General features: G+C 70.4%; 18 protein-coding genes, 1 other RNA gene and 1 pseudogene. 18 read left to right on the top strand and 2 right to left on the bottom strand.

What is annotated here, in order from left to right:
• Window positions 1-389, top strand: a pseudogene (locus tag ACFT9I_RS25450) (hypothetical protein); the annotation flags it as partial.
• Window positions 390-476: 87 nt separating this feature from the next.
• Here ACFT9I_RS25450 and ACFT9I_RS25455 read toward each other — a convergent pair.
• The gene (locus tag ACFT9I_RS25455; protein ID WP_382567797.1) at window positions 477-674 is read right to left on the bottom strand and encodes a hypothetical protein; all 198 of its coding nucleotides are present in this window, start codon (window positions 672-674) and stop codon (window positions 477-479) included.
• A gap of 269 nt (window positions 675-943) precedes the next feature.
• Here ACFT9I_RS25455 and ftsE point away from each other — a divergent pair, with 269 nt between their 5' ends.
• From ftsE to ACFT9I_RS25495, 8 genes are all read left to right on the top strand, one after another.
• Complete coding sequence (gene ftsE / locus ACFT9I_RS25460; RefSeq protein WP_382567799.1) at window positions 944-1,633, top strand: cell division ATP-binding protein FtsE; 690 nt, start codon at window positions 944-946, stop codon at window positions 1,631-1,633.
• A gap of 35 nt (window positions 1,634-1,668) precedes the next feature.
• The gene (gene ftsX / locus ACFT9I_RS25465; RefSeq protein WP_382567801.1) at window positions 1,669-2,586 is read left to right on the top strand and encodes a permease-like cell division protein FtsX; all 918 of its coding nucleotides are present in this window, start codon (window positions 1,669-1,671) and stop codon (window positions 2,584-2,586) included.
• Between the two features lie 67 nt (window positions 2,587-2,653).
• A complete protein-coding gene (locus ACFT9I_RS25470; protein ID WP_382567803.1) occupies window positions 2,654-3,847 on the top strand; it encodes a S41 family peptidase in 1,194 nt (397 codons plus the stop codon).
• Between the two features lie 18 nt (window positions 3,848-3,865).
• Window positions 3,866-4,360 (top strand): SsrA-binding protein SmpB, encoded by a 495-nt coding sequence (gene smpB, locus ACFT9I_RS25475; protein ID WP_382567805.1) that lies wholly within the window; start codon window positions 3,866-3,868, stop codon window positions 4,358-4,360.
• Window positions 4,361-4,457: 97 nt separating this feature from the next.
• Window positions 4,458-4,845: a transfer-messenger RNA gene (gene ssrA, locus ACFT9I_RS25480) on the top strand.
• A gap of 472 nt (window positions 4,846-5,317) precedes the next feature.
• Window positions 5,318-6,004, top strand: a complete 687-nt coding sequence (locus ACFT9I_RS25485; protein ID WP_382567807.1) for a hypothetical protein — start codon at window positions 5,318-5,320, stop codon at window positions 6,002-6,004.
• 95 nt (window positions 6,005-6,099) lie between these two features.
• Window positions 6,100-8,220, top strand: coding sequence for a glycosyltransferase (locus tag ACFT9I_RS25490; RefSeq protein ID WP_382567830.1), 2,121 nt, complete (start codon window positions 6,100-6,102; stop codon window positions 8,218-8,220).
• Window positions 8,217-9,491, top strand: coding sequence for an acyltransferase (locus tag ACFT9I_RS25495; protein ID WP_382567808.1), 1,275 nt, complete (start codon window positions 8,217-8,219; stop codon window positions 9,489-9,491). Before ACFT9I_RS25490 ends, ACFT9I_RS25495 begins: the two co-directional genes overlap by 4 nt.
• Here ACFT9I_RS25495 and ACFT9I_RS25500 read toward each other — a convergent pair.
• Entirely contained in the window at window positions 9,433-10,344 is a 912-nt protein-coding gene (locus tag ACFT9I_RS25500; protein WP_382567810.1) for a LysR family transcriptional regulator, read from the bottom strand. The two genes, ACFT9I_RS25495 and ACFT9I_RS25500, sit on opposite strands and share 59 nt — an antisense overlap.
• Window positions 10,345-10,450: 106 nt before the next feature.
• Between ACFT9I_RS25500 and ACFT9I_RS25505 the strand changes: the two genes are divergently transcribed.
• From ACFT9I_RS25505 to ACFT9I_RS25545, 9 genes are all read left to right on the top strand, one after another.
• On the top strand, window positions 10,451-10,702 hold the full coding sequence (locus ACFT9I_RS25505; protein WP_382567811.1) for a hypothetical protein: 252 nt from the start codon (window positions 10,451-10,453) through the stop codon (window positions 10,700-10,702).
• 168 nt (window positions 10,703-10,870) lie between these two features.
• The gene (locus ACFT9I_RS25510) at window positions 10,871-11,773 is read left to right on the top strand and encodes an MBL fold metallo-hydrolase (RefSeq protein WP_382567812.1); all 903 of its coding nucleotides are present in this window, start codon (window positions 10,871-10,873) and stop codon (window positions 11,771-11,773) included.
• A 134-nt stretch (window positions 11,774-11,907) separates the two neighbouring features.
• Complete coding sequence (locus ACFT9I_RS25515; protein WP_382567814.1) at window positions 11,908-13,314, top strand: MFS transporter; 1,407 nt, start codon at window positions 11,908-11,910, stop codon at window positions 13,312-13,314.
• A 114-nt stretch (window positions 13,315-13,428) separates the two neighbouring features.
• Window positions 13,429-14,571: a uroporphyrinogen-III synthase gene (locus ACFT9I_RS25520; RefSeq protein WP_382567816.1), complete on the top strand. Its 1,143-nt coding sequence runs from the start codon at window positions 13,429-13,431 to the stop codon at window positions 14,569-14,571.
• Between the two features lie 130 nt (window positions 14,572-14,701).
• The gene (locus tag ACFT9I_RS25525; RefSeq protein WP_382567818.1) at window positions 14,702-15,229 is read left to right on the top strand and encodes a GNAT family N-acetyltransferase; all 528 of its coding nucleotides are present in this window, start codon (window positions 14,702-14,704) and stop codon (window positions 15,227-15,229) included.
• A 180-nt stretch (window positions 15,230-15,409) separates the two neighbouring features.
• On the top strand, window positions 15,410-16,012 hold the full coding sequence (locus ACFT9I_RS25530) for a CGNR zinc finger domain-containing protein (protein WP_382567820.1): 603 nt from the start codon (window positions 15,410-15,412) through the stop codon (window positions 16,010-16,012).
• Window positions 16,013-16,137: 125 nt separating this feature from the next.
• Window positions 16,138-16,770, top strand: a complete 633-nt coding sequence (locus ACFT9I_RS25535) for a sigma-70 family RNA polymerase sigma factor (protein ID WP_242573591.1) — start codon at window positions 16,138-16,140, stop codon at window positions 16,768-16,770.
• Complete coding sequence (locus tag ACFT9I_RS25540; RefSeq protein WP_382567821.1) at window positions 16,767-17,657, top strand: zf-HC2 domain-containing protein; 891 nt, start codon at window positions 16,767-16,769, stop codon at window positions 17,655-17,657. The genes ACFT9I_RS25535 and ACFT9I_RS25540 overlap by 4 nt, the downstream gene beginning before the upstream one ends.
• A gap of 61 nt (window positions 17,658-17,718) precedes the next feature.
• Complete coding sequence (locus ACFT9I_RS25545) at window positions 17,719-20,313, top strand: HelD family protein (protein ID WP_382567823.1); 2,595 nt, start codon at window positions 17,719-17,721, stop codon at window positions 20,311-20,313.
• Window positions 20,314-20,566 lie beyond the last annotated feature (253 nt).

Below are 20,566 nucleotides of genomic sequence, written 5' to 3' on the forward strand. Positions count from 1 at the left end.
GTGCTGACGGCGGTGCCGATGGTGGCGCTGACGGTGGAGCCGATGGCGGTGCTGACGGTGGAGCCGATGGCGGTGCCGATGGTGGCGCTGACGGCGGTGCCGATGGCGGCGTCGACGGTGGAGCCGCCGAGGGCCAGAGCGGTGGCACCGACGAGGGTCAGACCGGTGGCACCGACGCCGGCAGCACCAGCGCGGGCACCACGGGCGGCACCGACACCGACAACGCCGGCTCGCAGCCGGTCGAGCAGGGCGAGGCCAAGGAGGAGCTGGCGGAGACCGGCGCCGCCGAGACCACGTTCCTGATCATCGGTGCCGCGACCATGATCGCCGGTGGCATCGGCTTCCGGATGCTCCCGCGTCTGGTCGGCAGCCGCGCCACGGCCGCCTGAGCCATCCCGTACGCACGGAAGGGCCCGGACACTGAATCAGTGTCCGGGCCCTTCCGGCTGCTCAGGGATCACACGCTCAGGGACGGCTCAGGCCGTCTGATGCCCCACCGCCACCAGCGCCACCGCCGCTATCAGCACCACCAGCAGGGTCAGCAGCGCCATCGGGCTCAGGCCGCCGAAGGGGCCCTCCTGCTCCAGCCGCTGCCTGTTCGCACGGCACACATGGCACCGGCCCTCGCTGACGGGTCCCGCGCAGTTGGCGCACACCAGCCGATCAAAGGTCATGCGCTCTCCTCCTCCCGCGCCGCGGAGCCGCGGGCACTGTCTCTGCGCTCAACGCTCCGGGAAACGCGACCGTTCCCCGTACCACTGTGCCAGCTCCCGCTCGATTCGGCGCGCCCCGTCGGATTGCACCGGGTCTGTCCCCGGTGGCGAGCGGCCGGCATCCGTGATAAATCACCCAAGCCCGGACCAACCCCGGCGGCCGACTGCGCGGCCCCGGCCGGTTCGCGTAAGGTCTCGCTCACCTACTCCCGGCCGACCGTGGTGCACCCGTGATCCGATTCGACAACGTCTCCAAGACCTATCCGAAGCAGAACCGACCCGCCCTGCGCGATGTGTCCCTCGACATCGAGAAGGGGGAATTCGTCTTCCTGGTGGGCTCGTCGGGCTCCGGCAAATCGACCTTCCTGCGTCTCGTCCTCCGTGAGGAGCGCGCCAGCCAAGGCATGGTGCATGTCCTCGGCAAGGACCTCGCGCGGCTGTCGAACTGGAAAGTGCCGAGCATGCGCCGTCAACTCGGCACGGTCTTCCAGGACTTCCGCCTCCTGCCGAACAAGACCGTCATGCAGAACGTCGCCTTCGCGCAGGAGGTCATCGGCAAGTCCCGCGGCGAGACCAACAAGTCCGTCCCCCAGGTCCTCGATCTCGTCGGACTGGGCGGCAAGGAGGACCGGATGCCCGGTGAACTCTCCGGTGGTGAGCAGCAACGCGTCGCGATCGCACGGGCCTTCGTCAACCGCCCGATGCTGCTGATCGCGGACGAGCCGACGGGCAACCTCGACCCGCAGACCTCCGTCGGCATCATGAAGCTGCTGGACCGCATCAACCGCACCGGCACGACTGTCGTGATGGCGACGCACGACCAGAACATCGTCGACCAGATGCGCAAGCGTGTGATCGAGCTCGAAAAGGGCCGTCTCGTGCGAGACCAGGCGCGAGGCGTCTACGGCTACCAGCACTGAGCAACGCGAAGAGCATCGAAAGCTGAAAGGACGCCATGCGCGCCCAGTTCGTCCTGTCGGAGATCGGCGTCGGTCTCCGCCGAAATCTGACGATGACGTTCGCCGTCATCATTTCCGTAGCCCTCTCGCTCGCGCTGTTCGGCGGCGCACTGCTCATGCGCGAGCAGGTCAGCGTGATGAAGGACTTCTGGTACGACAAGGTCAACGTCTCGATCTTCCTCTGTAACAAGGGTGACGCCGAGACCACCGAGAAGTGCGAGAAGGGCCCGGCCACCGCCGACCAGCGGAAGTCGATCGAGTCCGATCTCGAGAAGATGGACATCGTCGACGACGTCTACCACGAGTCGGCCGACGAGGCGTACAAGCACTACCGCGAGCAGTACGGCGAGACGCCCATCGCCGGGATGATCACCCCGGACCAGATGCAGGAGTCGCTCCGGGTCAAGCTCAAGGACCCGGAGAAGTACAAGGTGGTGGCGACCGCCTTCGAGGGCCGGGACGGTGTGCAGTCCGTCGCGGACCAGCGCAACATCCTGGAGAACCTCTTCAATCTGATGTCGGGCATGAATGTCGCCGCGCTCGGAGTGATGGCGCTGATGCTCGTCATTGCCCTGATGCTGATCGTGAACACCGTCCGGGTGTCCGCGTTCAGCAGACGCAGGGAGACCGGCATCATGCGGCTGGTGGGCGCGTCGAGCTTCTACATCCAGATGCCGTTCATCATGGAGGCCGCGTTCGCCGGGCTGATCGGCGGCGTCGTCGCCTGCGTCCTGCTCCTCGCCGGGCGTTACTTCCTGATCGACGGCGGGATCGCCCTTGAGGAGAAGATGCAACTCATCAACTTCATCGGCTGGGACGCCGTACTGGCCGTCCTCCCGCTGGTGTTGGTGATCGGTCTGCTCATGCCGGCAGTTGCCGCTTCGATCGTGTTGCGCAAGTACCTCAAGGTGTGACAATCGCCCCTGGCGTCGTCTCGCCAAGCCGCTTTGCGGCGCCGGGGGTTGTCCTAGACTCGTCGCCATGCCGGGCCACGAAAATCGCCTCAGGCCCCACGGGTTCTACCGCGGGGCGGCCCTGACATTGCTCTTCGCGAGCGTGCTCGCCACCGCCGCGGCCACCGACTCGCTGCCTCGCGCCGACGAGGAAGCCGCCCGTATAAGCACCCGCTCCGTCGCCTCCACGGCCGACAAGGACGAGGTCGCGCGGGCCGCCGCCGAGGCCATGGCCGACGGCAAGTCCGCCACCGAGGCCGCCGAGGACGTCGTCAGCCGCAGCGGTGACCGCTGGGGCGCCGTCTACGACAAGGGTGAGTACGAGGAGTTCGAGCAGGCCCTCGACGGCAAGTACACCGGGGTGGGTCTCTCGGCCAAGCGCCTGGCCGACGGCCGGATCGCGGCGAGCAAGGTCCAGCCGGGCGGCCCCGCCGCCCGGGCCGGGATCAGGGCCGGCGACATACTCCGTACGATCGACGGCGAGCCGGTGGGCCAACGCCCCGTGACCGAGGTCGTCGCGCTGCTGCGCGGTGACGGTACGGACCGGGGCACCGGCGGGTCGCACGACGCCTCCGCGGGCACCACCGTCGTCCTCGGGCTGGCGCGCGCCGGACGTGAGTGGACCGAGACGCTGCGCCGGGCCAGCCTCAGTACGGACGCCGTCACGCTCGAAACCGGCGCGGACGGCGCGCTCGTGATCAAGGTCGCCGCCTTCACCAAGGGCACCGGCAAGCAGATCAGGGACGCCGTCCTGGAAGCGCCCCGGGGTACCGGCGTCCTGCTCGACCTCCGGGGGAACGCGGGCGGGCTGGTCACCGAGGCCGTCCAGGCGGCCTCCGCCTTCCTCGACGGCGGCCTGGTCGCCACGTACGACATACGAGGCGAGCAGCGCGCCCTCTACGCCGACCCGGGGGGCGACACCGAGCGCCCCGTGGTGGCGCTCGTCGACGGTGGCACCATGAGCGCGGCCGAGCTGGTCACCGGCGCCCTCCAGGACCGTGGCCGGGCGATCACGGTCGGTTCGCCCACTTTCGGCAAGGGTTCCGTACAGATGCCGAGCCGGCTGCCGGACGGTTCCGTGGCCGAGCTGACGGTCGGGCACTACCGCACACCGGCAGGTCACAAGGTCGACGACAAGGGCATCACACCCGACCTGGTGGTGGACGAACGGGCCCAGGAGCGGGCCCGCACAGTATTGAGTGGCCTCGGGGGCGGGTCGTAGTGCGAAAATGAACGCACTATGGCAAAGGAAAAGGACACAGGGCGCAAGATGGTCGCGCAGAACAAGAAGGCGCGGCACGACTACCTCATTCTCGACACCTACGAGTGCGGCCTCGTGCTGACAGGTACCGAGGTCAAGTCGCTGCGCCAGGGACGCGCCTCCCTGGCGGACGGCTTCGTACAGATCGACGACCACGAGGCCTGGCTGCACAACGTGCATGTGCCCGAGTACACCCAGGGCACCTGGACCAACCACTCCGCGCGGCGCAAGCGGAAGCTGCTGATGCACCGCGTGGAGATCGACAAGCTGGAGCAGAAGTCGAACGAGTCCGGCCACACGATCGTGCCGCTGGCCCTCTACTTCAAGGGCGGCCGGGCCAAGATCGAGATCGCGCTGGCGAAGGGCAAGAAGGAGTACGACAAGCGCCAGACGCTCCGCGAGAAGCAGGACCGGCGGGAGACGGACCGCGCGGTCTCGGCCGTGCGCCGGCGTCAGCGGGCCTCATCGGTCTGATTCGCCCCGCGCGGGAATGAGGTGGCCGCGTCCCGCGTTGGTCACGTACGATGGGTGTTGTCCCGCACAGCAGGGGCAGCGTTTGAAAAATCAACATGGGGATGATCGGTTTCGACAGCGGATGTCGAGGCAGGGGAAGCGAGTCGAGGAAGCGGCAATGATCTCGTTAACCATATGTCGCAAACTATAATCGCCAATTCAAAGCGCGATTCCTCCACCTTCGCTCTCGCTGCTTAATTAGCAGTTAGCGAAGACTCCGTGGAGTGTCAGCCCGGGAGTGTTCCCGACCCGGATCCTGGCATCACTAAGGGAACTAAACCATCGCGTCCGGTCACGGGACACGGTGGGAAATCAAACAGTGACTGGGCCTGTCGGAGGCTTGTTCGCGTGACCTCCGGGGCCGAGTAAAAACGTAGCGGACTGCACTCGGAGAAGCCCTGGTTCCGCACCGTTGGACGCGGGTTCGATTCCCGCCATCTCCACCACCCCATGTGAGGCGAAGGCCCCGCTGCTCCGGCAGCGGGGCCTTCGTCGTGGTGATGTCGTGGTGATGTCGAACACAGCGCTTCCGCAGGGGCACGGACCGTTGTCGGCCGCGCGGTCGGCGGCTTTCCGGGGTCGGAGGGAAACGCTCTGGAACAAGGGCAGTTCAGGGCGCCGTGACCGGGTCGTGCGAGCGCGCCGGATGGCCGGAATGATTCCATCAAGATCGACCGTTCGGCAACGAAGTCGTACACATGCCTATCAACTGGTGAAGCGTGGGCACGCGTCCGGTCGCCGTGCGCTACATTCTGGGTCCGGGTGCAAGTGGTGGGGGCGCTCGGTTCGGGTGGGGGCCCGGCCGACGGCCGTATTCCGGCCAGTTTCATGCACGCACCCAGTGATCCTGTGGGGGATGTGCGTACAGCAGTGGACAATTGGCGAGAAGATGCCCAAAAAGGGCACACGCATGAGCCGATGGATGTCACCATCGAGCTCGACGGTCTGGGACGGCAGCTCTCCGAGCTGCCCGGCCGGACCACAGAGACCACCGGCATACCCGCGGCACGCGCCGCGGACAGCTCGGACGGTCCCGTCTTCGTCGATGCCAGTGGCCGGCGGAGCAAGAAACTCCGGCGTCTCGGCTGGGTGTTGGCCGTCGCCAGCGCCTGTTACGCCGTCGCCCTGGTCGCGGCCCTGATCGGCGGCAGCTCCAGCGCCCCCTGGCTCCAGATACCCGGCGTCAGTGACAAGCGCGACTCGCAGAAGGTCGAGATACAGCCGCCCCCGTCGGACCGGCCCACCGTGGTGGCCACCCCGGGCGCGGGAGGCGTCGAGCCGAGCCCGTCGGACTCCGCCTCCGGCTCGCCGTCCGCACCCGACGCGAGCACCGGGGCCTCGAACGAACCGGAACCGTCCGCCTCGGCCTCGGGCAAGCCCGACCCGGACCCGGAACCGGGCAAGCCCGATCCGAAGCCCGACCCCGGTGACCCCGACCCGGGACCGGGGGAGCCCAACCCCGAGCCCGGTACCGGTGACCCCGACCCGGGGGGACCCGTCGACCCCGGCCCGGATCCCGAACCGGAACCCACTCCGACGGACACGGCACCGCCCGTCGACACACCTGTGGACGGCCAGCAGGCAGTCGCGGAAGGCGCCGAGTAACCATGACCTCTTCCGGCAGACGGGCCCCGTCGCACAAGCACGGTCAGCACAAGCAGAAGCAGAAGCAGGGGCGCGTCGCCAGACGCAGACTGCCCATGCGCTATCTGCTGCCCTCGCTGCTCCTCGTGGCCCTGCTCGCGATGCTGATGCTGCGCGGCTATGTGCACAGCGAGATCCTCGCGGACCATCGGGTACGCCCCCCGGCCGCCACCGACCAGGTGCCTGACCGGATCCTCAAGGGCGGCCCGGTCATAGACGCACGCGGGACGACCACGCCCAAGGCGCTCAAGGTCCCCGACCACAAGCTCGTGCTGACCTTCGACGACGGACCCGACCCGGAGTGGACGCCGAAGGTCCTCGACAAGCTGAAGGAGTACGACGCGCACGCCGTCTTCTTCGTCACCGGCACGATGGCCTCGCGCCATCCGGAACTGGTGCGGCGGATGGTCGACGAGGGCCATGAGATCGGCCTGCACACCTTCAACCACCCGGATCTCGCGTACCAGACCAAGTCCCGTATCGACTGGGAACTGACCCAGAACCAACTGGTGCTCGCCGGCGCGGCCGGCATCCGTACCTCGCTGTTCCGGCCGCCGTACTCCTCCTTTGCCGACGCGATGGACGACAAGTCGTGGCCGGTCACCGAGTACATCGGCAGCCTCGGCTACATCACCGTCCTCAACAACACCGACAGCGAGGACTGGAAGCGCCCCGGTGTCCGCGAGATCGTCAAGCGGGCCACCCCGAAGGGCACCAGCGGCTCGATCGTCCTCATGCACGACTCCGGCGGCGACCGCTCGCAGACCGTCACCGCGCTGGGCCGCTTCCTGCCGAGGATGCAGGACCGGGGGTACGAGTTCGCCAATCTCACCGAGGCGCTGGGCGCCCCGAGCGCCCACACACCCGTCTCCGGTGTCGAACTGCTCCAGGGCAAGGCCTTCGTCGGCGCCGTCGCCGTCTCGGAGGCCACCACCACCGTGCTGGTGGGCGGGCTCGCCGTGATCGGTGTGCTGGTCATCGGGCGGTTCGGACTGATGCTGGTGCTGTCCTTCGCGCACGCGCGCAAGGTGCGCAGACGCGGCTTCCGTTGGGGCGAGCCGGTCACCGAACCGGTGACGGTGCTCGTGCCCGCGTACAACGAACGCGAGTGCATAGCCAACACGGTCCGTTCCCTGATGGAGAGCGACCATCCGATCGAGGTCATCGTCATCGACGACGGCTCGACGGACGGCACGGCGGACATCGTCGAGGCGATGTGGCTGCCGAACGTCTTCGTCGTACGGCAGGTCAACGGCGGCAAGCCGGCCGCGCTCAACAACGGCATCGCGCACGCCAGTCACGACCTCGTCGTGATGATGGACGGCGACACCGTCTTCGAGCCCTCCACCGTGCGTGAGCTGGTCCAGCCGTTCGGCGACCCGAGTGTGGGGGCCGTCGCGGGCAACGCCAAGGTCGGCAACCGCGACACCCTCATCGGCGCCTGGCAGCACATCGAGTACGTGATGGGCTTCAACCTCGACCGCCGCATGTACGACCTGCTGCGCTGCATGCCCACCATCCCCGGCGCGGTCGGCGCCTTCCGCCGCTCGGCCCTGGAGCGGGTCGGCGGGATGAGCGAGGACACCCTCGCCGAGGACACCGACATCACCATGGCCATGCACCGCGACGGCTGGCGGGTCGTGTACGCGGAGCGGGCCCGTGCCTGGACCGAGGCACCGGAGTCCGTACAGCAGCTGTGGTCCCAGCGGTACCGCTGGAGTTACGGCACGATGCAGGCGATCTGGAAGCACCGCCGCGCGGTGATCGAACGCGGCCCCTCGGGGCGCTTCGGCCGCGTCGGACTGCCGCTGGTCTCGCTGTTCATGGTGCTGTTCCCGCTGCTGGCGCCGCTCATCGACGTGTTCCTGCTGTACGGCCTCTTCTTCGGCCCCACGCGGAACACGGTCCTCGCGTGGCTGGGTGTGCTGGCCGTACAGGCGGTCTGCGCCGCGTACGCCTTCCGGCTCGACGGCGAACGCATGATCCATCTGATCTCGCTCCCCCTCCAGCAGGTTCTCTACCGGCAACTCATGTACGTCGTACTGCTCCAGTCCTGGATCACCGCCCTCACCGGCGGCCGGCTGCGCTGGCAGAAGCTGCGCCGCACGGGCGCGGTGGAGGCGCCGGGGGCCACGGCCGGCCGGCGGAGCGACGACATCCGGAGGCCGGTGGCATGAGCGGTCTTCCTGTCGGCACCGCGGGCGTTCCCCGAGCCAGGCACAAGGCGCAGGCACCCGCCACGGGTGGCGCCCGTCCGCCCGGCCGGGACCGCTATCTCGACCTCCTGCGCACGATCGCGCTGGGGCGGGTGGTGATCTACCACATCTTCGGCTGGGCCTGGCTGACGATCCTCTTCCCGTCCATGGGCGTGATGTTCGCGCTGGCCGGCTCACTGATGGCGCGCTCGCTCAACCGCCCGTCGCTGGGCGTCATCCGGGGCCGGATGCGGCGGCTGCTGCCGCCGATGTGGGCGTTCGCGGTGGTCGTCGTCCCGGTGATGTTCGCGATGGGTTGGAAGCCGGTCAGGGAGGAGGGCCTGTGGTGGTTCCTCAAGCTGGCCAACTATCTGTTCCCGGTGGGGGCGCCGCCGTATCCGTGGGAGAGCGGTTCGGCGAGCGGCTGGCTCGACCAGTCCTGGGCCGACCAGGCGGCGGGCCCGCTCTGGTACATCCGCGCCTATCTGTGGTTCGTACTCGCGTCCCCGCTGCTGCTGTGGGCCTTCCGGCGGGTGCCGTGGGCGACGCTGCTCGCGCCGCTCGCGCTGACGGCGGTCGTCGGCACCGGCCTGGTGGAGATCCCCGGCGACACGGGCGAGGCGGTCAAGGACTTCGCGGTCTACGGCGGGTGCTGGATCCTCGGCTTCGCCCACAACGACGGCCTGTTCAAGAAGGTGCCGCGCTACATCACGGTGTCGCTGGCCACGTTCACGATGGCCTTCGGGCTCTGGTGGGCCTCCGGGCATCTCACGGAGGAGGGCTGGAATCTGGACGAGATCCCGCTGGCCCAGGCGACCTGGTCGCTCGGCTTCTGCGCGATCCTGCTCCAGTACGCGCCGTCGTGGCGCGAACTCCCGGGGAAACTGGCGCAGTTCGACTCCACGATCACCCTGGCCAACAACCGCGCCGTGACGATCTATCTCTGGCACAACCTGCTGATCATGGCGACCTTCCCGATCATCGACCGGCTCTACGAGGTCCCCGTGCTCTCCGAGCACAGCGACCTGGTCGACCAGGCGTACGGGGTGCTGCCGCTGATCCTGATCTGGCCGCTGATAGCCGTCGCGATCCTGGCCTTCGGGTGGGTCGAGGACGTCGCGGCGAAGCGGCGGCCGAGGCTCTGGCCGAACGGTGCCGGTCGCACGAAGGAGTCCGACGGCCCCAAGACACCCCCTAGGCCGCCCAGGGGCTCAGCGCCGCCCGCGCACGCAGGCTCGCCAGACCGTCGCTGATCGCCGGCTGGGTCCCGCTGCCGCGCCGTACACAGGTCAGGACCCGCCGGAAGGGCGGCGGGTCACCGGTGACGCAGAGCCTCACCAGCTCCGGATGGGTGGTGAGGGGGACCAGCCGCGGCACCAGGCAGATGCCCAGGCCGTGGCTGATCAGCGAGAGCACAGCCGACCACTCGTCGGCGTGGTGGACCATCCGCGGGGCGAAGCCGGCGGCGGCGCAGAGCGCCTCGATGAGGCGGCGCTGGTCGTGGTGCGGGGCCACCCAGTCCTCGTCGGCCGTCTCGCACAGCTCGACGCGCTCGCAGCCGGACAGCGGGTGCTTCGCCGGGACGACCAGGTCCAGGTAGTCGTCCATCAGCGGGTGTTGGTCGAACCGGGGATCGTCCATGGTGGGACTGCCCGGCAGCGGCGTGAGGACCGCGATGTCGAGCTTCCCGGCCAGCAGCTGCTCGTAACAGTGGCGGGTGTCGATGTCCGCGACCGTCGTGCGCGTCGACGGGGACGCGTCCCGCAGCCGCTGGGCGGTGGGCGCGAGGAGCGGGCCGATGCTGGTCGCGAAGCCGCCGATGCGCAGCGTCCGGTACGAGCCGCCGCCGTGGTCGGCGAGGTCGGCCCTGGCCCGTTCCCACTGGGCGCTGAGCAGGTCCGCGTGGTGCAGCAGGACGCAGCCCGCCGTGGTGAGGCGGATACGGCGGCCGTCCGGCTCCCACAGTTCGGCGCCGACCTCGCGGGAGAGCTGGCGCAGTTGCTGGGAGACGGCGGACGGGGAGAGGTTCAGCGCGCGGGCGGTGGCCGCGACGGTGCCCTGCGCGTTCATGACGCGCAGCGTCTGGAGGAGGCGCAGATTGATCACGCGGTCCATCGTCCGTCCGCCGCCCGTCATTCGTACAGCGTTTCGGCATGGATCCGTGCCGAAAGATGCGATGGACGCGCACAGTTCGAGGACGGACGCTGGCCGTATGGAAGCTGATCCGACAGACATCCGCCCGGAAGACATCGCCGTCTGCGCCGACTGCGGCTGGCCCGTGGAGGCCCCGCTCCAGCTTGCGTCGCGCCACGCCGTCGCCGAGGGAACGGTCGTCTACACGCGGTGCGCCTGCGGGCGGGTACGAGTGTGGCTGGAGCCTTGTGGCGGGGGCCGGGCGCGGCTGGTGGTGGGCGCCGGTAGTGTCATGTACGCGCCAAAGGCGGAGTGCCACGCCGGTCCCTGAGATGCCCTCCGGCGGCGAGAAACAAGGCCGGGACCCCCTTCCGCTTTCCCCCGGCGGGAGGGGATTCTCGTTCCTGTCCGGCCGGTCCGCCGCTGTATGCGGCCCGGCCGGTACGCCGTCCCGTACCTGACCGATACGGGACAGGGACGAGCCGCTCAGGAGCGACACATGACCGACACCACGGATGACAACTCGATCGCCCCCGGCTGGCACGTGGACGGCCGCTGCACCGACTGCGACGTGGCCCGCCAGCTCGCGCCGGGCCTGATCGACCAGGTCGACGGCCGGTCCGTCGTCGTACGCCAGCCGCGCGACGCCGGGGAGGAACAACTGCTCCACGCCGCCGCGTTCGCGTGCCACACCCGCTCCGTCCGCCCGCCCGTCGGCCGACGGCTCGATCCGGCGCTCGACCCGTACCCGATGCCTCTCGACGCCACCGTGTCCCTCTGCGGGCACAACGCCCCCATGACCGCCGCCGCCAACTCCTACCTCGTCCGGCGCCCGTCCGGGAGCCAGGTCATGGTGGACACCCCGCGCTGGAGCGAGGCGCTCGCCGTCCGCTTCGAGGCAGTCGGCCCCGTCACCGACGTCCTGCTCACCCACCGGGACCACGCGGCGCACGGCCGCGCGTACGCCGACCGGTTCGGCGCCCGGCTCTGGATCCACGAGGGCGACCTCGACGCCGCCCCCGACGCGGACCAGGTGCTGCGCGGCACCGACGCCGTCGAGATCACCGAGGGGGTCGTCGCCCACCCGCTGCCCGGCCACACGCGCGGCAGCGTGGTGTACGTCGCCGACGAGCGGTACTGCTTCAGCGGCGACAGCTTCTACTGGTCCCGCACCACCGGCGACATCGAGGTGGTCGAGAACGTCACCTGGTACTCCATCGAGGAGTTGGCCGCCTCCCTCGCCCGTACCGTGGACACCCTCCGCTTCGAGTGGCTGCTCCCCGGCCACGGCGACCGCACCCACCTCCCGGCCGCCGAGTCGCACCGCCGCATGCGCTCCCTGACGACCCGCACCGCCGCGCTGCGCCCCCGGCCGGTCGACTTCACGGCGACGCGCTGGTGAACGTGTCCGCGCTCACAGCCGTTCCCGCGCCCCGGTGAGAGCAAGGTTGCGCGCCGGTCATCTCGGGGTACCCCGGCGAAACGCGGTGTCTCTACCGTCGGGGGTCACCGAACCGCACCGTCTGTGGAGGCGCGATGACTGGCCCGACGATCACCGATGCGGCACGTGGCGCCGGAAGGGGGCGATGGATCGAGGAGTGGGATCCCGAGGACCCCGGCTTCTGGGAGCGGACGGGCCGGCGGACCGCGCGGCGGAATCTGGTCTTCTCCGTGCTCTCCGAGCACATCGGGTTCTCCATCTGGACCCTCTGGTCGGTGATGGTCCTGTTCATGGGGCCCGAGTACGGCGTCGACCCGGCCGGGAAGTTCTTCCTCATCGGCATGGCCACCTTCGTCGGCGCCCTCGTACGGATCCCGTACACCTTCGCCGTCGCCCGCTTCGGCGGCCGCAACTGGACCGTCGTCAGCGCCCTGTTGCTGCTCCTGCCGACCGGCGCCGCCTATGTGGTGATGGAGCCGGGGACCTCGTACACCACGTTCATGGCCGTCGCCGCGCTCACCGGCCTCGGCGGCGGGAACTTCGCGTCGTCCATGACCAACATCAACTCCTTCTTCCCGCTGCGCGAGAAGGGCTGGGCGCTCGGTCTCAACGCGGGCGGCGGCAACGTCGGCGTGCCGGTCGTGCAGCTCGTCGGGCTGCTGGTGATCGGGACCGCGGGCGCCGCGTACCCCCGGATCGTGCTCGCGGTGTACCTGCCCCTGATCGTCGCCGCCGCCGTCTGCGCCGCGCTGTTCATGGACAACCTGGCGCCCGTGCGCAACGACACCGGCGCGGCCAAGGAAGCCGTACGCGACCGGCACACCTGGATCATGGCCGTGCTCTACATAGGGACGTTCGGCTCCTTCATCGGCTACAGCTTCGCCTTCGGGCTGGTGCTCCAGACACAGTTCGGGCGTACGCCCCTGGAGGCCGCCTCGCTGACCTTCGCGGGACCGCTGCTCGGTTCGCTGGTACGGCCGCTCGGCGGCAGGCTCGCCGACCGGCACGGCGGCGCCCGGATCACCCTGTGGAACTTCGCCGGGATGGCCGCGGCGACCGGCGTGGTGATCTTCGCCTCCGTCACCGAGTCACTGCCCGTCTTCCTCGTCGGCTTCACCGCGCTGTTCCTGCTCAGCGGTGTCGGCAACGGCTCCACGTACAAGATGATCCCCGGCATCTTCCGGACGAAGGCCGTGGCCGCCGGGATGACGGGCGAGGCGGCGGCGCGGTACGGGCGCCGGCTCTCCGGCGCGTCCATGGGGCTCATCGGGGCCGTCGGGGCGCTCGGCGGGCTCGGGGTCAACCTCGCCTTCCGGCAGTCGTTCCAGGGGGCGGCGGGGACAGGCACCGCCGCGTTCGTCGCCTTCCTCGGCTTCTACGCCGTGTGCTCGGCGCTCACCTGGGCGGTATACCTTCGGAAGCAGGCGGCCGGACCGGCGACGGAGGCGGACACGGGAGCCGGGGCGGACGTACGGCGCCGGCTCGACTACGCCGAGGTGTGACGCCGAAGTGTGGCGTCGGGGTGTGAGCCGGTACGTCGAGGTGTGGGCCGGGATCTGTGCCGCGCCCGGCCCCGCCTCGGAGCCGTACGGACGAAGAGAGCGGGACGGAAGACCATGTCCGATCAGCAGCAGCACGGCCCCCTCGCCGGATTCACGGTCGGCGTCACCGCCGCCCGGCGCGCCGACGAGCTGGGGGCGTTGCTCACCCGGCGCGGCGCCGCCGTCGTGCACGCCCCCGCCCTGCGTATCGTGCCGGTCTCCGACGACACCGAACTCCTCGACGCCACCAAGGAGTTGATCGGCGACCCGCCCCATGTGGTGATCGCGACGACGGCGATCGGCTTCCGCGGCTGGGTGGAGGCGGCCGACGGCTGGGGCCACGGCCAGGACCTGCTCGAATGTCTGCGCGGCACCGAACTGCTGGCGCGCGGGCCGAAGGTGAAGGGCGCGATCCGCGCCGCCGGGCTGACCGAGGAGTGGTCACCGGAGTCCGAGTCCATGGCCGAGGTGCTGGACCGGCTGCTGACCGAGGGCGTCGAGGGCCGCCGGGTCGCGCTCCAGCTGCACGGCGAGCCGCTGCCCGGTTTCGTGGAGGCGCTGCGGGCCGGGGGCGCCGATGTCGTCGTCGTACCCGTCTACCGCTGGATGCCTCCGGAGGACATCGCGCCCGTCGACCGGCTCATCGAGGCGACCGTGGCGCGCACCCTGGACGCCGTCACGTTCACCAGCGCGCCCGCCGCCGCCTCGCTGCTCTCCCGGGCCCGTGAGCGCGGTCTGCTGGACGAGCTGGTCGGGGCCCTGCACCACGACGTGCTCGCCGTCTGCGTCGGGCCCGTCACCGCCCTGCCGCTGCAGGAGCACGGCATCGACACCGTCCAGCCCGAACGCTTCAGGCTGGGCCCGCTCGTTCAGGTCCTCTGCCTCGAACTGCCCGGCCGTACGCGGACGTTGACGGTCGCGGGCCGCCGCTTCGAGATCAGGGGCCACGCGGTGCTGCTGGAGGGCGAGTTGAGGCCCGTACCGCCCGCCGGGATGGCCCTGGTGAACGCGCTCGCCAGGCGGCCGGGCTGGGTGGTCTCACGGGCCGATCTGCTGCGGGCCCTGCCGGGCGCGGGCAGCGACGAGCACGCCGTCGAGACGGCCATGACCCGGCTCCGTACGGCACTGGGGGCGCCGGAGCTGATCCAGACGGTCGTCAAGCGCGGCTACCGGCTGGCGCTGGACCCGGCGGCCGGCTCGAAGTACGGCGATGTGTGAACGGACGTGTGAACTGAACGTACGGGGCGGGTGCACGTACATCGGTGGGTGACCAGCGCGGGGTGACCGTCCGTCGATCGAGGTCACCGCTGCGGTACCGAACCGGAACCAGGCCGTCTATTTTAATCGGATGGTCAACGACTCCCTTCCGTTCCGGCCCGCGCGAGCGGCAGACGCCGGCCCTCTCGCCGAGGCGCTCCTGCGTAACAGGGACCACATGGGTCCCTCGTCGCCGCACCGCACGGCCGACTACTACACGCCGGAGGCGCAGGCCCATCTGCTGTCCGATCCCGCCCGCCTGCGCTGGCACTTCGTCGACGGGCGCGACGTCGTGGGCCAGGCCACCCTCTCCACGCTCGTCCTCGGGCCGTTCCGCAGCGCGAGTCTCGGCTACTGGGTCGACGCCGCGTACACCGGGCGCGGACTGGCCACCCGCGCCGTCGACGAGGTCTGCCGGGCGGCGCTGGAGGATCTGGGGCTGCACCGGATCGAGGCGAGCACGATGCCGTCCAACGCCGCCTCGGAGCGGGTCCTGCGCAAATGCGGCTTCGAGCTGATCGGGACGGCGCCGCGCTATCTGCATATCGACGGCGCGTGGCGCGACCACCACCTCTTCCAGCGGATCCTGCACGACGGACCGCCGAACACCGCACCGTAGAGCGGAACACCGCACCGTAAAACCGTAAGAGGGCATTCCGGCGGCCGGGGTTGCCTTCCGGACGGAGAATTCACCGGCCGCGGCTCAAGTGAGGGCCCGCCGGAGGGGTTCCCGACGCGTTACGGGGCATGCACTCTGGGGAGAACGCGGCAGGACGGTGACCGAGGCGGTGACAGGCACATGACTACGGGCGTGGGCTCGTACGAGTGGCGATTCGACTCCGGGCGCGTCTGCCTGGATCTGGTGGCCACCGGGGAACCGGCCCCGAAGGGGTTCGACGAAGAGCCGCGGGGCGACGACGCCGGACTGCTCGGCCGGTGGCTCACCGGCTCCGGCCTGGTACCCCCGGATACCCCGCTGACCGGCGTCGACACCGGCTGGGTCCAGCGCTTCGCCGAACTGCGCGACTGCGTCGGCCAGTTGGTGCGCGCCGAGATCGACGGACGGTACGCGGCGGCCGCGCTGGAGCGGGTCAACGCGCTCGCCGCCGGCGCTCCGCCGGGCATCAGGGCCGTACGCGAGCCCGGCGGCGGCCTCGTCCGGACGCTGAGCGACGAGCCGGAGTGCGGCGCGCTCCTCGCGGTCGTGGCCAGGGACACCGTGGACCTGCTGACCGACCCGGTCGCGCGGGCGCGGCTGCGCCAGTGCGAGGGCGACAGCTGCCGACGTGTGTATTTGGACACCTCGCGCGGGCGCCGGCGGCGCTGGTGCTCCAGCGAGGTGTGCGGCAACAGGGAGCGGGTCGCGAGGCACCGGCGCCGGGCGGCGGTCGCCCGCGCCTGACCCCGGACCGGGCCCGCGCCTGATCAGGCGCGGGGGCCGTCTCCGGGACACCCCCGTAAAAGATCTTGAAAGATTTCCGCTGCGCCGTTGAGTACATCTCCCCACCGGTCCGTAAGTCACCAGTGATGGGAACAAGCAGCCGTCTCAAGGTCTCGACCCGGGAGGTTCAGGTGCGCAAGGATGCGGCCGTGGCCGACGACCGACCTCACCGGGCCCGGCACCGGAGCGAGGCACAGCGCACCAACATCTCAGTCCCCGACGAGGAGTTGATGCGAGCCCTCTACCGGGAGCACGCCGGACCCCTGCTCGCCTATGTCCTGCGCCTCGTCGCGGGTGACCGCCAACGGGCCGAGGACGTCGTGCAGGAGACGCTCATCCGTGCCTGGAAGAACGCCGGTCAGCTCAATCGGGCGACCGGCTCTGTCCGACCCTGGCTGGTGACGGTCGCCCGACGCATCGTCATCGACGGTCACCGCAGCCGGCAGGCCCGGCCGCAGGAGGTCGACCCGTCGCCGCTGGAGGTCATGCCCGCGGAGGACGAGATCGACAAGGCGTTGTGGCTGATGACGCTCTCTGATGCCCTCGATGATTTGACCCCCGCCCACCGGGAAGTTCTGGTGGAGACGTACTTCAAGGGACGCACGGTCAACGAGGCCGCCGAGACGCTCGGCATACCCAGTGGCACCGTGCGGTCGCGTGTGTTCTACGCGCTGCGTTCCATGAAGCTCGCTCTGGAGGAGAGGGGGGTCTCGGCATGACGACGTACGAGCAGTCCGGGCAGGGCGACGGCACGACCGCGCACGACGCGGCGGCGGCGTACGTGCTCGGCATTCTGGACGAAGCCGACGCCACCGCCTTCGAGGCGCACCTCGCGGGCTGCCACATCTGCGCGCTCCATCTGGAGGAGTTCGCGGGGATGGAGCCGATGCTGGCCATGCTGGCGGACAACCCGGACCCGTTCGGGCAGTCGTCGCCGTTCGGCCGGTCCGATCCGTTCGCGCAGCCGGCCGCGGCCGCCGCGCCCCCGACGGCGTCCCCGTTCGGGCGCGCCGCCACGCCCACGCCACCACCGTCGCCCGCTGTCGCCGTGCAGCCCAGCCCGCGGCTCCTCGACCGGCTGGTCGACGAGGTCGCGGTCAAGCGCGCCAAGCGCAGACGCCGCTCGATGTATCTGGTCGCCGCGGCCGCCGCGCTGGTCATCGGCGGTCCCGCCGTCGCTGTCGTCGCCACCGCCGGTGACGGTGGCACGAGCAATCAGGCCGCCGACCCGCACCCCACCAGTCCCGCCGAGGACGCCTTCATGGAACACATGCCGGAGAAGGTCGAGGCGACCGACCCGGTCACCAAGGTCAGCGCCACCGTCGGCATGGAGGCCAAGGGCTGGGGGACACACGCGGCCCTGGAGCTGAAGAACGTCAAGGGACCGCTCAAGTGCAGCCTCATCGCCGTGTCCAAGACGGGCGAGGAGGAGGTCGTCACCTCGTGGGCCGTGCCGAAGTGGGGTTACGGCCTCCCGGACAGCCCGCACGAGGTCGCGAAGAACCCGCTGTACGTGCACGGCGGCGCGGCCATGGACCGGAACGACATCGACCACTTCGAGGTCCGGACATTCGACGGGAAACGTCTGGTGGAGGTCGAGGCCTGACATACCCGCCCCCTTCGCGTACGGTTGACGGCTGCCCAGTGCACGTCAGAAGGGGGCCTCGGTGGCCGCGCAGGATGCCGCTGTTGAATCCGCCGGATCGGTTGTCGATCCCGTACGGGACAAGGGAAACGACGCCATAAGCGACCCCGTGAACGGGACGGGGAAGGACCCCGCGCGCGCCGCGGGGCCCGACTCCGTCCGTGACCGCGAGATCGGGGTCGAGCAAGAACATCTCGACCAGGTCTACCGCCGTCTCGAAGAGAAGATCCACGAGGCGGAGTTCCTGATGAACGACGCCGCCAAACGCGGCCAGGTCGGCACACCCGGCGCGCTCGCCGAACGCGACGCGCAGGTGTTCCGGGCCGGAATCCATCTCAACCGGCTCAACAACGAGTTCGAGGACTTCCTCTTCGGGCGGGTCGACCTGCTGCCGGGCAAGGACGGCAAGAAGGGCCCCGACGGCGCGTACACCTCCGTCGAGCCCGCCGACGACGCCGTACGCGACGACGACACCGCCGACATCGCCGAGACGCTGCACATCGGCCGGATCGGCGTCCTGGACTCCGGCTACTCGCCGCTGGTCATCGACTGGCGCGCGCCGGCCGCCGCGCCGTTCTACCGCGCGACACCCGTCGACCCCGGCCGGGTCGTACGGCGCCGGGTCATCCGCTCCAAGGGCCGCAAGGTCCTCGGCGTCGAGGACGACCTGATGCGCCCGGAGCTGACCGCCACGCTGAACGGCGAGGCGCTCCCCGTCATCGGCGACGGCGCGCTGATGGCGGCCCTCGGCCAGGCCCGCAGCCACACCATGCGGGACATCGTCTCCTCCATCCAGGCCGAGCAGGACCTGGTGATCCGGGCGCCCGCCGCGTCCGTCACCGAGGTGTCCGGCGGCCCCGGCACCGGCAAGACCGCCGTCGCGCTGCACCGCGCCGCCTATCTGCTCTACCAGGACCGGCGGCGGTACGCGGGCGGCATCCTCGTCGTCTCGCCGACGCCGCTGCTCGTCGCGTACACCGAAGGCGTGCTGCCGTCGCTGGGCGAGGAGGGGCAGGTCGCGATCCGCGCGGTCGGGTCGCTCGTGGACGGCGCGGAGGCCCTCGCGTACGACGAGCCCGCCGTGTCCCGCGTCAAGGGCTCGGCACGCATGCTGAAGGTGCTGCGCAAGGCGGCGCGCGGGGCCCTGGAGGGGGACCGGGCGCCCGCCGGAGGACGCGGCGGGCGCGGCAGCCGTACGGCTGCCGGACAGCCCGCCACCGGTCAACTCGCCTTCGGCGACGACGACCGGGGTACGGCACGCGGCGACAGCGGCAGCAACACCGCCACCGGCGCCGCGCGCGGCGGTACGTCCCCGGCACCGGGGCGCGCCGCCACCCCCACCCGGCTGCGGGTGGTCGCGCTCGGCCGCCGGCTGGAGCTCGAATCCGACGAGCTGCACCGCATCAGACAGTCCGTCCTCGGCGGCACCGCGCCCGTCAACCTGCTGCGTCCGCGCGCCCGCAAACTGCTCCTCGACGCGCTGTGGGCGAAGTCCGGCGCCGCGTCACGGGCCGGGGACTACGTGGCCAAGGGCGACGCCGAACTGGCCGCCGAACTGCGCGGCGGCTTCGACGACGACGTGACGACCGAGGACAGCTTCATCGAGTTCCTGGACGCCTGGTGGCCCGAACTCACCCCGCGCGGCGTGCTCGCCGCGATGGCCGACGAGCGGCGCCTCGGCCGCTGGGCGCGCCGCATCCTCAACCCGAACGAGACCAGGAAGGTCGCCCGCTCGCTGCGGCGCGCCGGCCCCGACGGCACGGGCCCGCTGTCCGTGCACGACGTGGCGATCCTCGACGAGCTGGAGCAGCTGCTCGGCTCACCGCCCCGGCAGCGCAAGCGCCGTGAGCTGGACCCGCTGGACCAACTGACCGGGCTGGAAGAGCTGATGCCGCAGCGCGAGGAGTCGCAGCGGGAGCGCGCGGAGCGGCTGGCGGCCGAACGCACGGAGTACGCCCACGTCATCGTGGACGAGGCGCAGGACCTCACCCCGATGCAGTGGCGGATGGTCGGCCGCCGCGGCCGGCACGCCACCTGGACGGTGGTCGGCGACGCCGCCCAGTCGTCCTGGTCGGACCCGGACGAGGCGGCGGAGGCCCGCGACGAGGCCCTGGGCAACCGCCCGCGCCGCCACTTCACCCTCACCGTCAACTACCGCAACCCGGCCGAGATCGCGGCCCTCGCCGCGAAGGTCCTCGCGCTCGCGATGCCGGGCATGGAGTCCCCGGCCGCCGTCCGCTCCACGGGCGTCGAGCCGCGCTTCAGCGCCGTACGGGACGGCGACCTGGCCGGAGCCGTACGGGAGGAGGCGGCGCGCCTGCTGGACCGTGTCGACGGCACCATCGGCGTGGTCGTCGCGATGGGCCGCCGCGAACAGGCGGCGCGCTGGCTGGCGGGGCTCGGCGACCGGGTGGTGGCGCTCGGCAGCCTGGAGGCGAAGGGGCTGGAGTACGACGCCACGGTGGTCGTCTCACCGGCGGAGATCGCCGACGAGTCCCCGGCCGGACTGCGGGTGCTGTACGTGGCCCTCACCCGCGCGACGCAACAGCTGACGGTCGTTTCGGCGGACCGTGACGACCCCGATGAGCAGGGAGTCCCCGACCTCCTCAGGGATTGATCCAGGGATTGGTCGTCAAGTCGACTCGCGTACGGGAATCACTTTCCTGGGCTGTTTGTTAGCCTGGTGTTGGCACCGGCTCGATCCAAGCCCCCGGGCCCAACCTTCGTCGCTTCGAGCGACCACTTGCCGCGAGGCGAGCATGGCGGGTCGGTGCCATCTTTTTCTTCATAGTGTTCACGGACATTCACCGGAATACGTCTTCACAGCAGCGGGTCCGCGTCACAAAAAGAACCCGACCCCCAGCGGTTAG

Origin of the sequence: Streptomyces sp. NPDC057137 (assembly GCF_042670825.1) — a bacterium.
In the GTDB taxonomy this organism is placed as follows: Bacteria; Actinomycetota; Actinomycetes; order Streptomycetales; family Streptomycetaceae; genus Streptomyces.

What these genes read in the sequence shown, in the direction of transcription:
- ACFT9I_RS25455 (WP_382567797.1), bottom strand. Translation starts at nt 674, where the DNA reads ATGACCTTTGATCGGCTGGTGTGCGCCAACTGCGCGGGACCCGTCAGC.
- ftsX (WP_382567801.1), top strand. Translation starts at nt 1,669, where the DNA reads ATGCGCGCCCAGTTCGTCCTGTCGGAGATCGGCGTCGGTCTCCGCCGA.
- ACFT9I_RS25470 (WP_382567803.1), top strand. Translation starts at nt 2,654, where the DNA reads ATGCCGGGCCACGAAAATCGCCTCAGGCCCCACGGGTTCTACCGCGGG.
- smpB (WP_382567805.1), top strand. Translation starts at nt 3,866, where the DNA reads ATGGCAAAGGAAAAGGACACAGGGCGCAAGATGGTCGCGCAGAACAAG.
- ACFT9I_RS25485 (WP_382567807.1), top strand. Translation starts at nt 5,318, where the DNA reads ATGGATGTCACCATCGAGCTCGACGGTCTGGGACGGCAGCTCTCCGAG.
- ACFT9I_RS25490 (WP_382567830.1), top strand. Translation starts at nt 6,100, where the DNA reads ATGCGCTATCTGCTGCCCTCGCTGCTCCTCGTGGCCCTGCTCGCGATG.
- ACFT9I_RS25495 (WP_382567808.1), top strand. Translation starts at nt 8,217, where the DNA reads ATGAGCGGTCTTCCTGTCGGCACCGCGGGCGTTCCCCGAGCCAGGCAC.
- ACFT9I_RS25505 (WP_382567811.1), top strand. Translation starts at nt 10,451, where the DNA reads ATGGAAGCTGATCCGACAGACATCCGCCCGGAAGACATCGCCGTCTGC.
- ACFT9I_RS25510 (WP_382567812.1), top strand. Translation starts at nt 10,871, where the DNA reads ATGACCGACACCACGGATGACAACTCGATCGCCCCCGGCTGGCACGTG.
- ACFT9I_RS25515 (WP_382567814.1), top strand. Translation starts at nt 11,908, where the DNA reads ATGACTGGCCCGACGATCACCGATGCGGCACGTGGCGCCGGAAGGGGG.
- ACFT9I_RS25520 (WP_382567816.1), top strand. Translation starts at nt 13,429, where the DNA reads ATGTCCGATCAGCAGCAGCACGGCCCCCTCGCCGGATTCACGGTCGGC.
- ACFT9I_RS25525 (WP_382567818.1), top strand. Translation starts at nt 14,702, where the DNA reads ATGGTCAACGACTCCCTTCCGTTCCGGCCCGCGCGAGCGGCAGACGCC.
- ACFT9I_RS25530 (WP_382567820.1), top strand. Translation starts at nt 15,410, where the DNA reads ATGACTACGGGCGTGGGCTCGTACGAGTGGCGATTCGACTCCGGGCGC.
- ACFT9I_RS25535 (WP_242573591.1), top strand. Translation starts at nt 16,138, where the DNA reads ATGGGAACAAGCAGCCGTCTCAAGGTCTCGACCCGGGAGGTTCAGGTG.
- ACFT9I_RS25540 (WP_382567821.1), top strand. Translation starts at nt 16,767, where the DNA reads ATGACGACGTACGAGCAGTCCGGGCAGGGCGACGGCACGACCGCGCAC.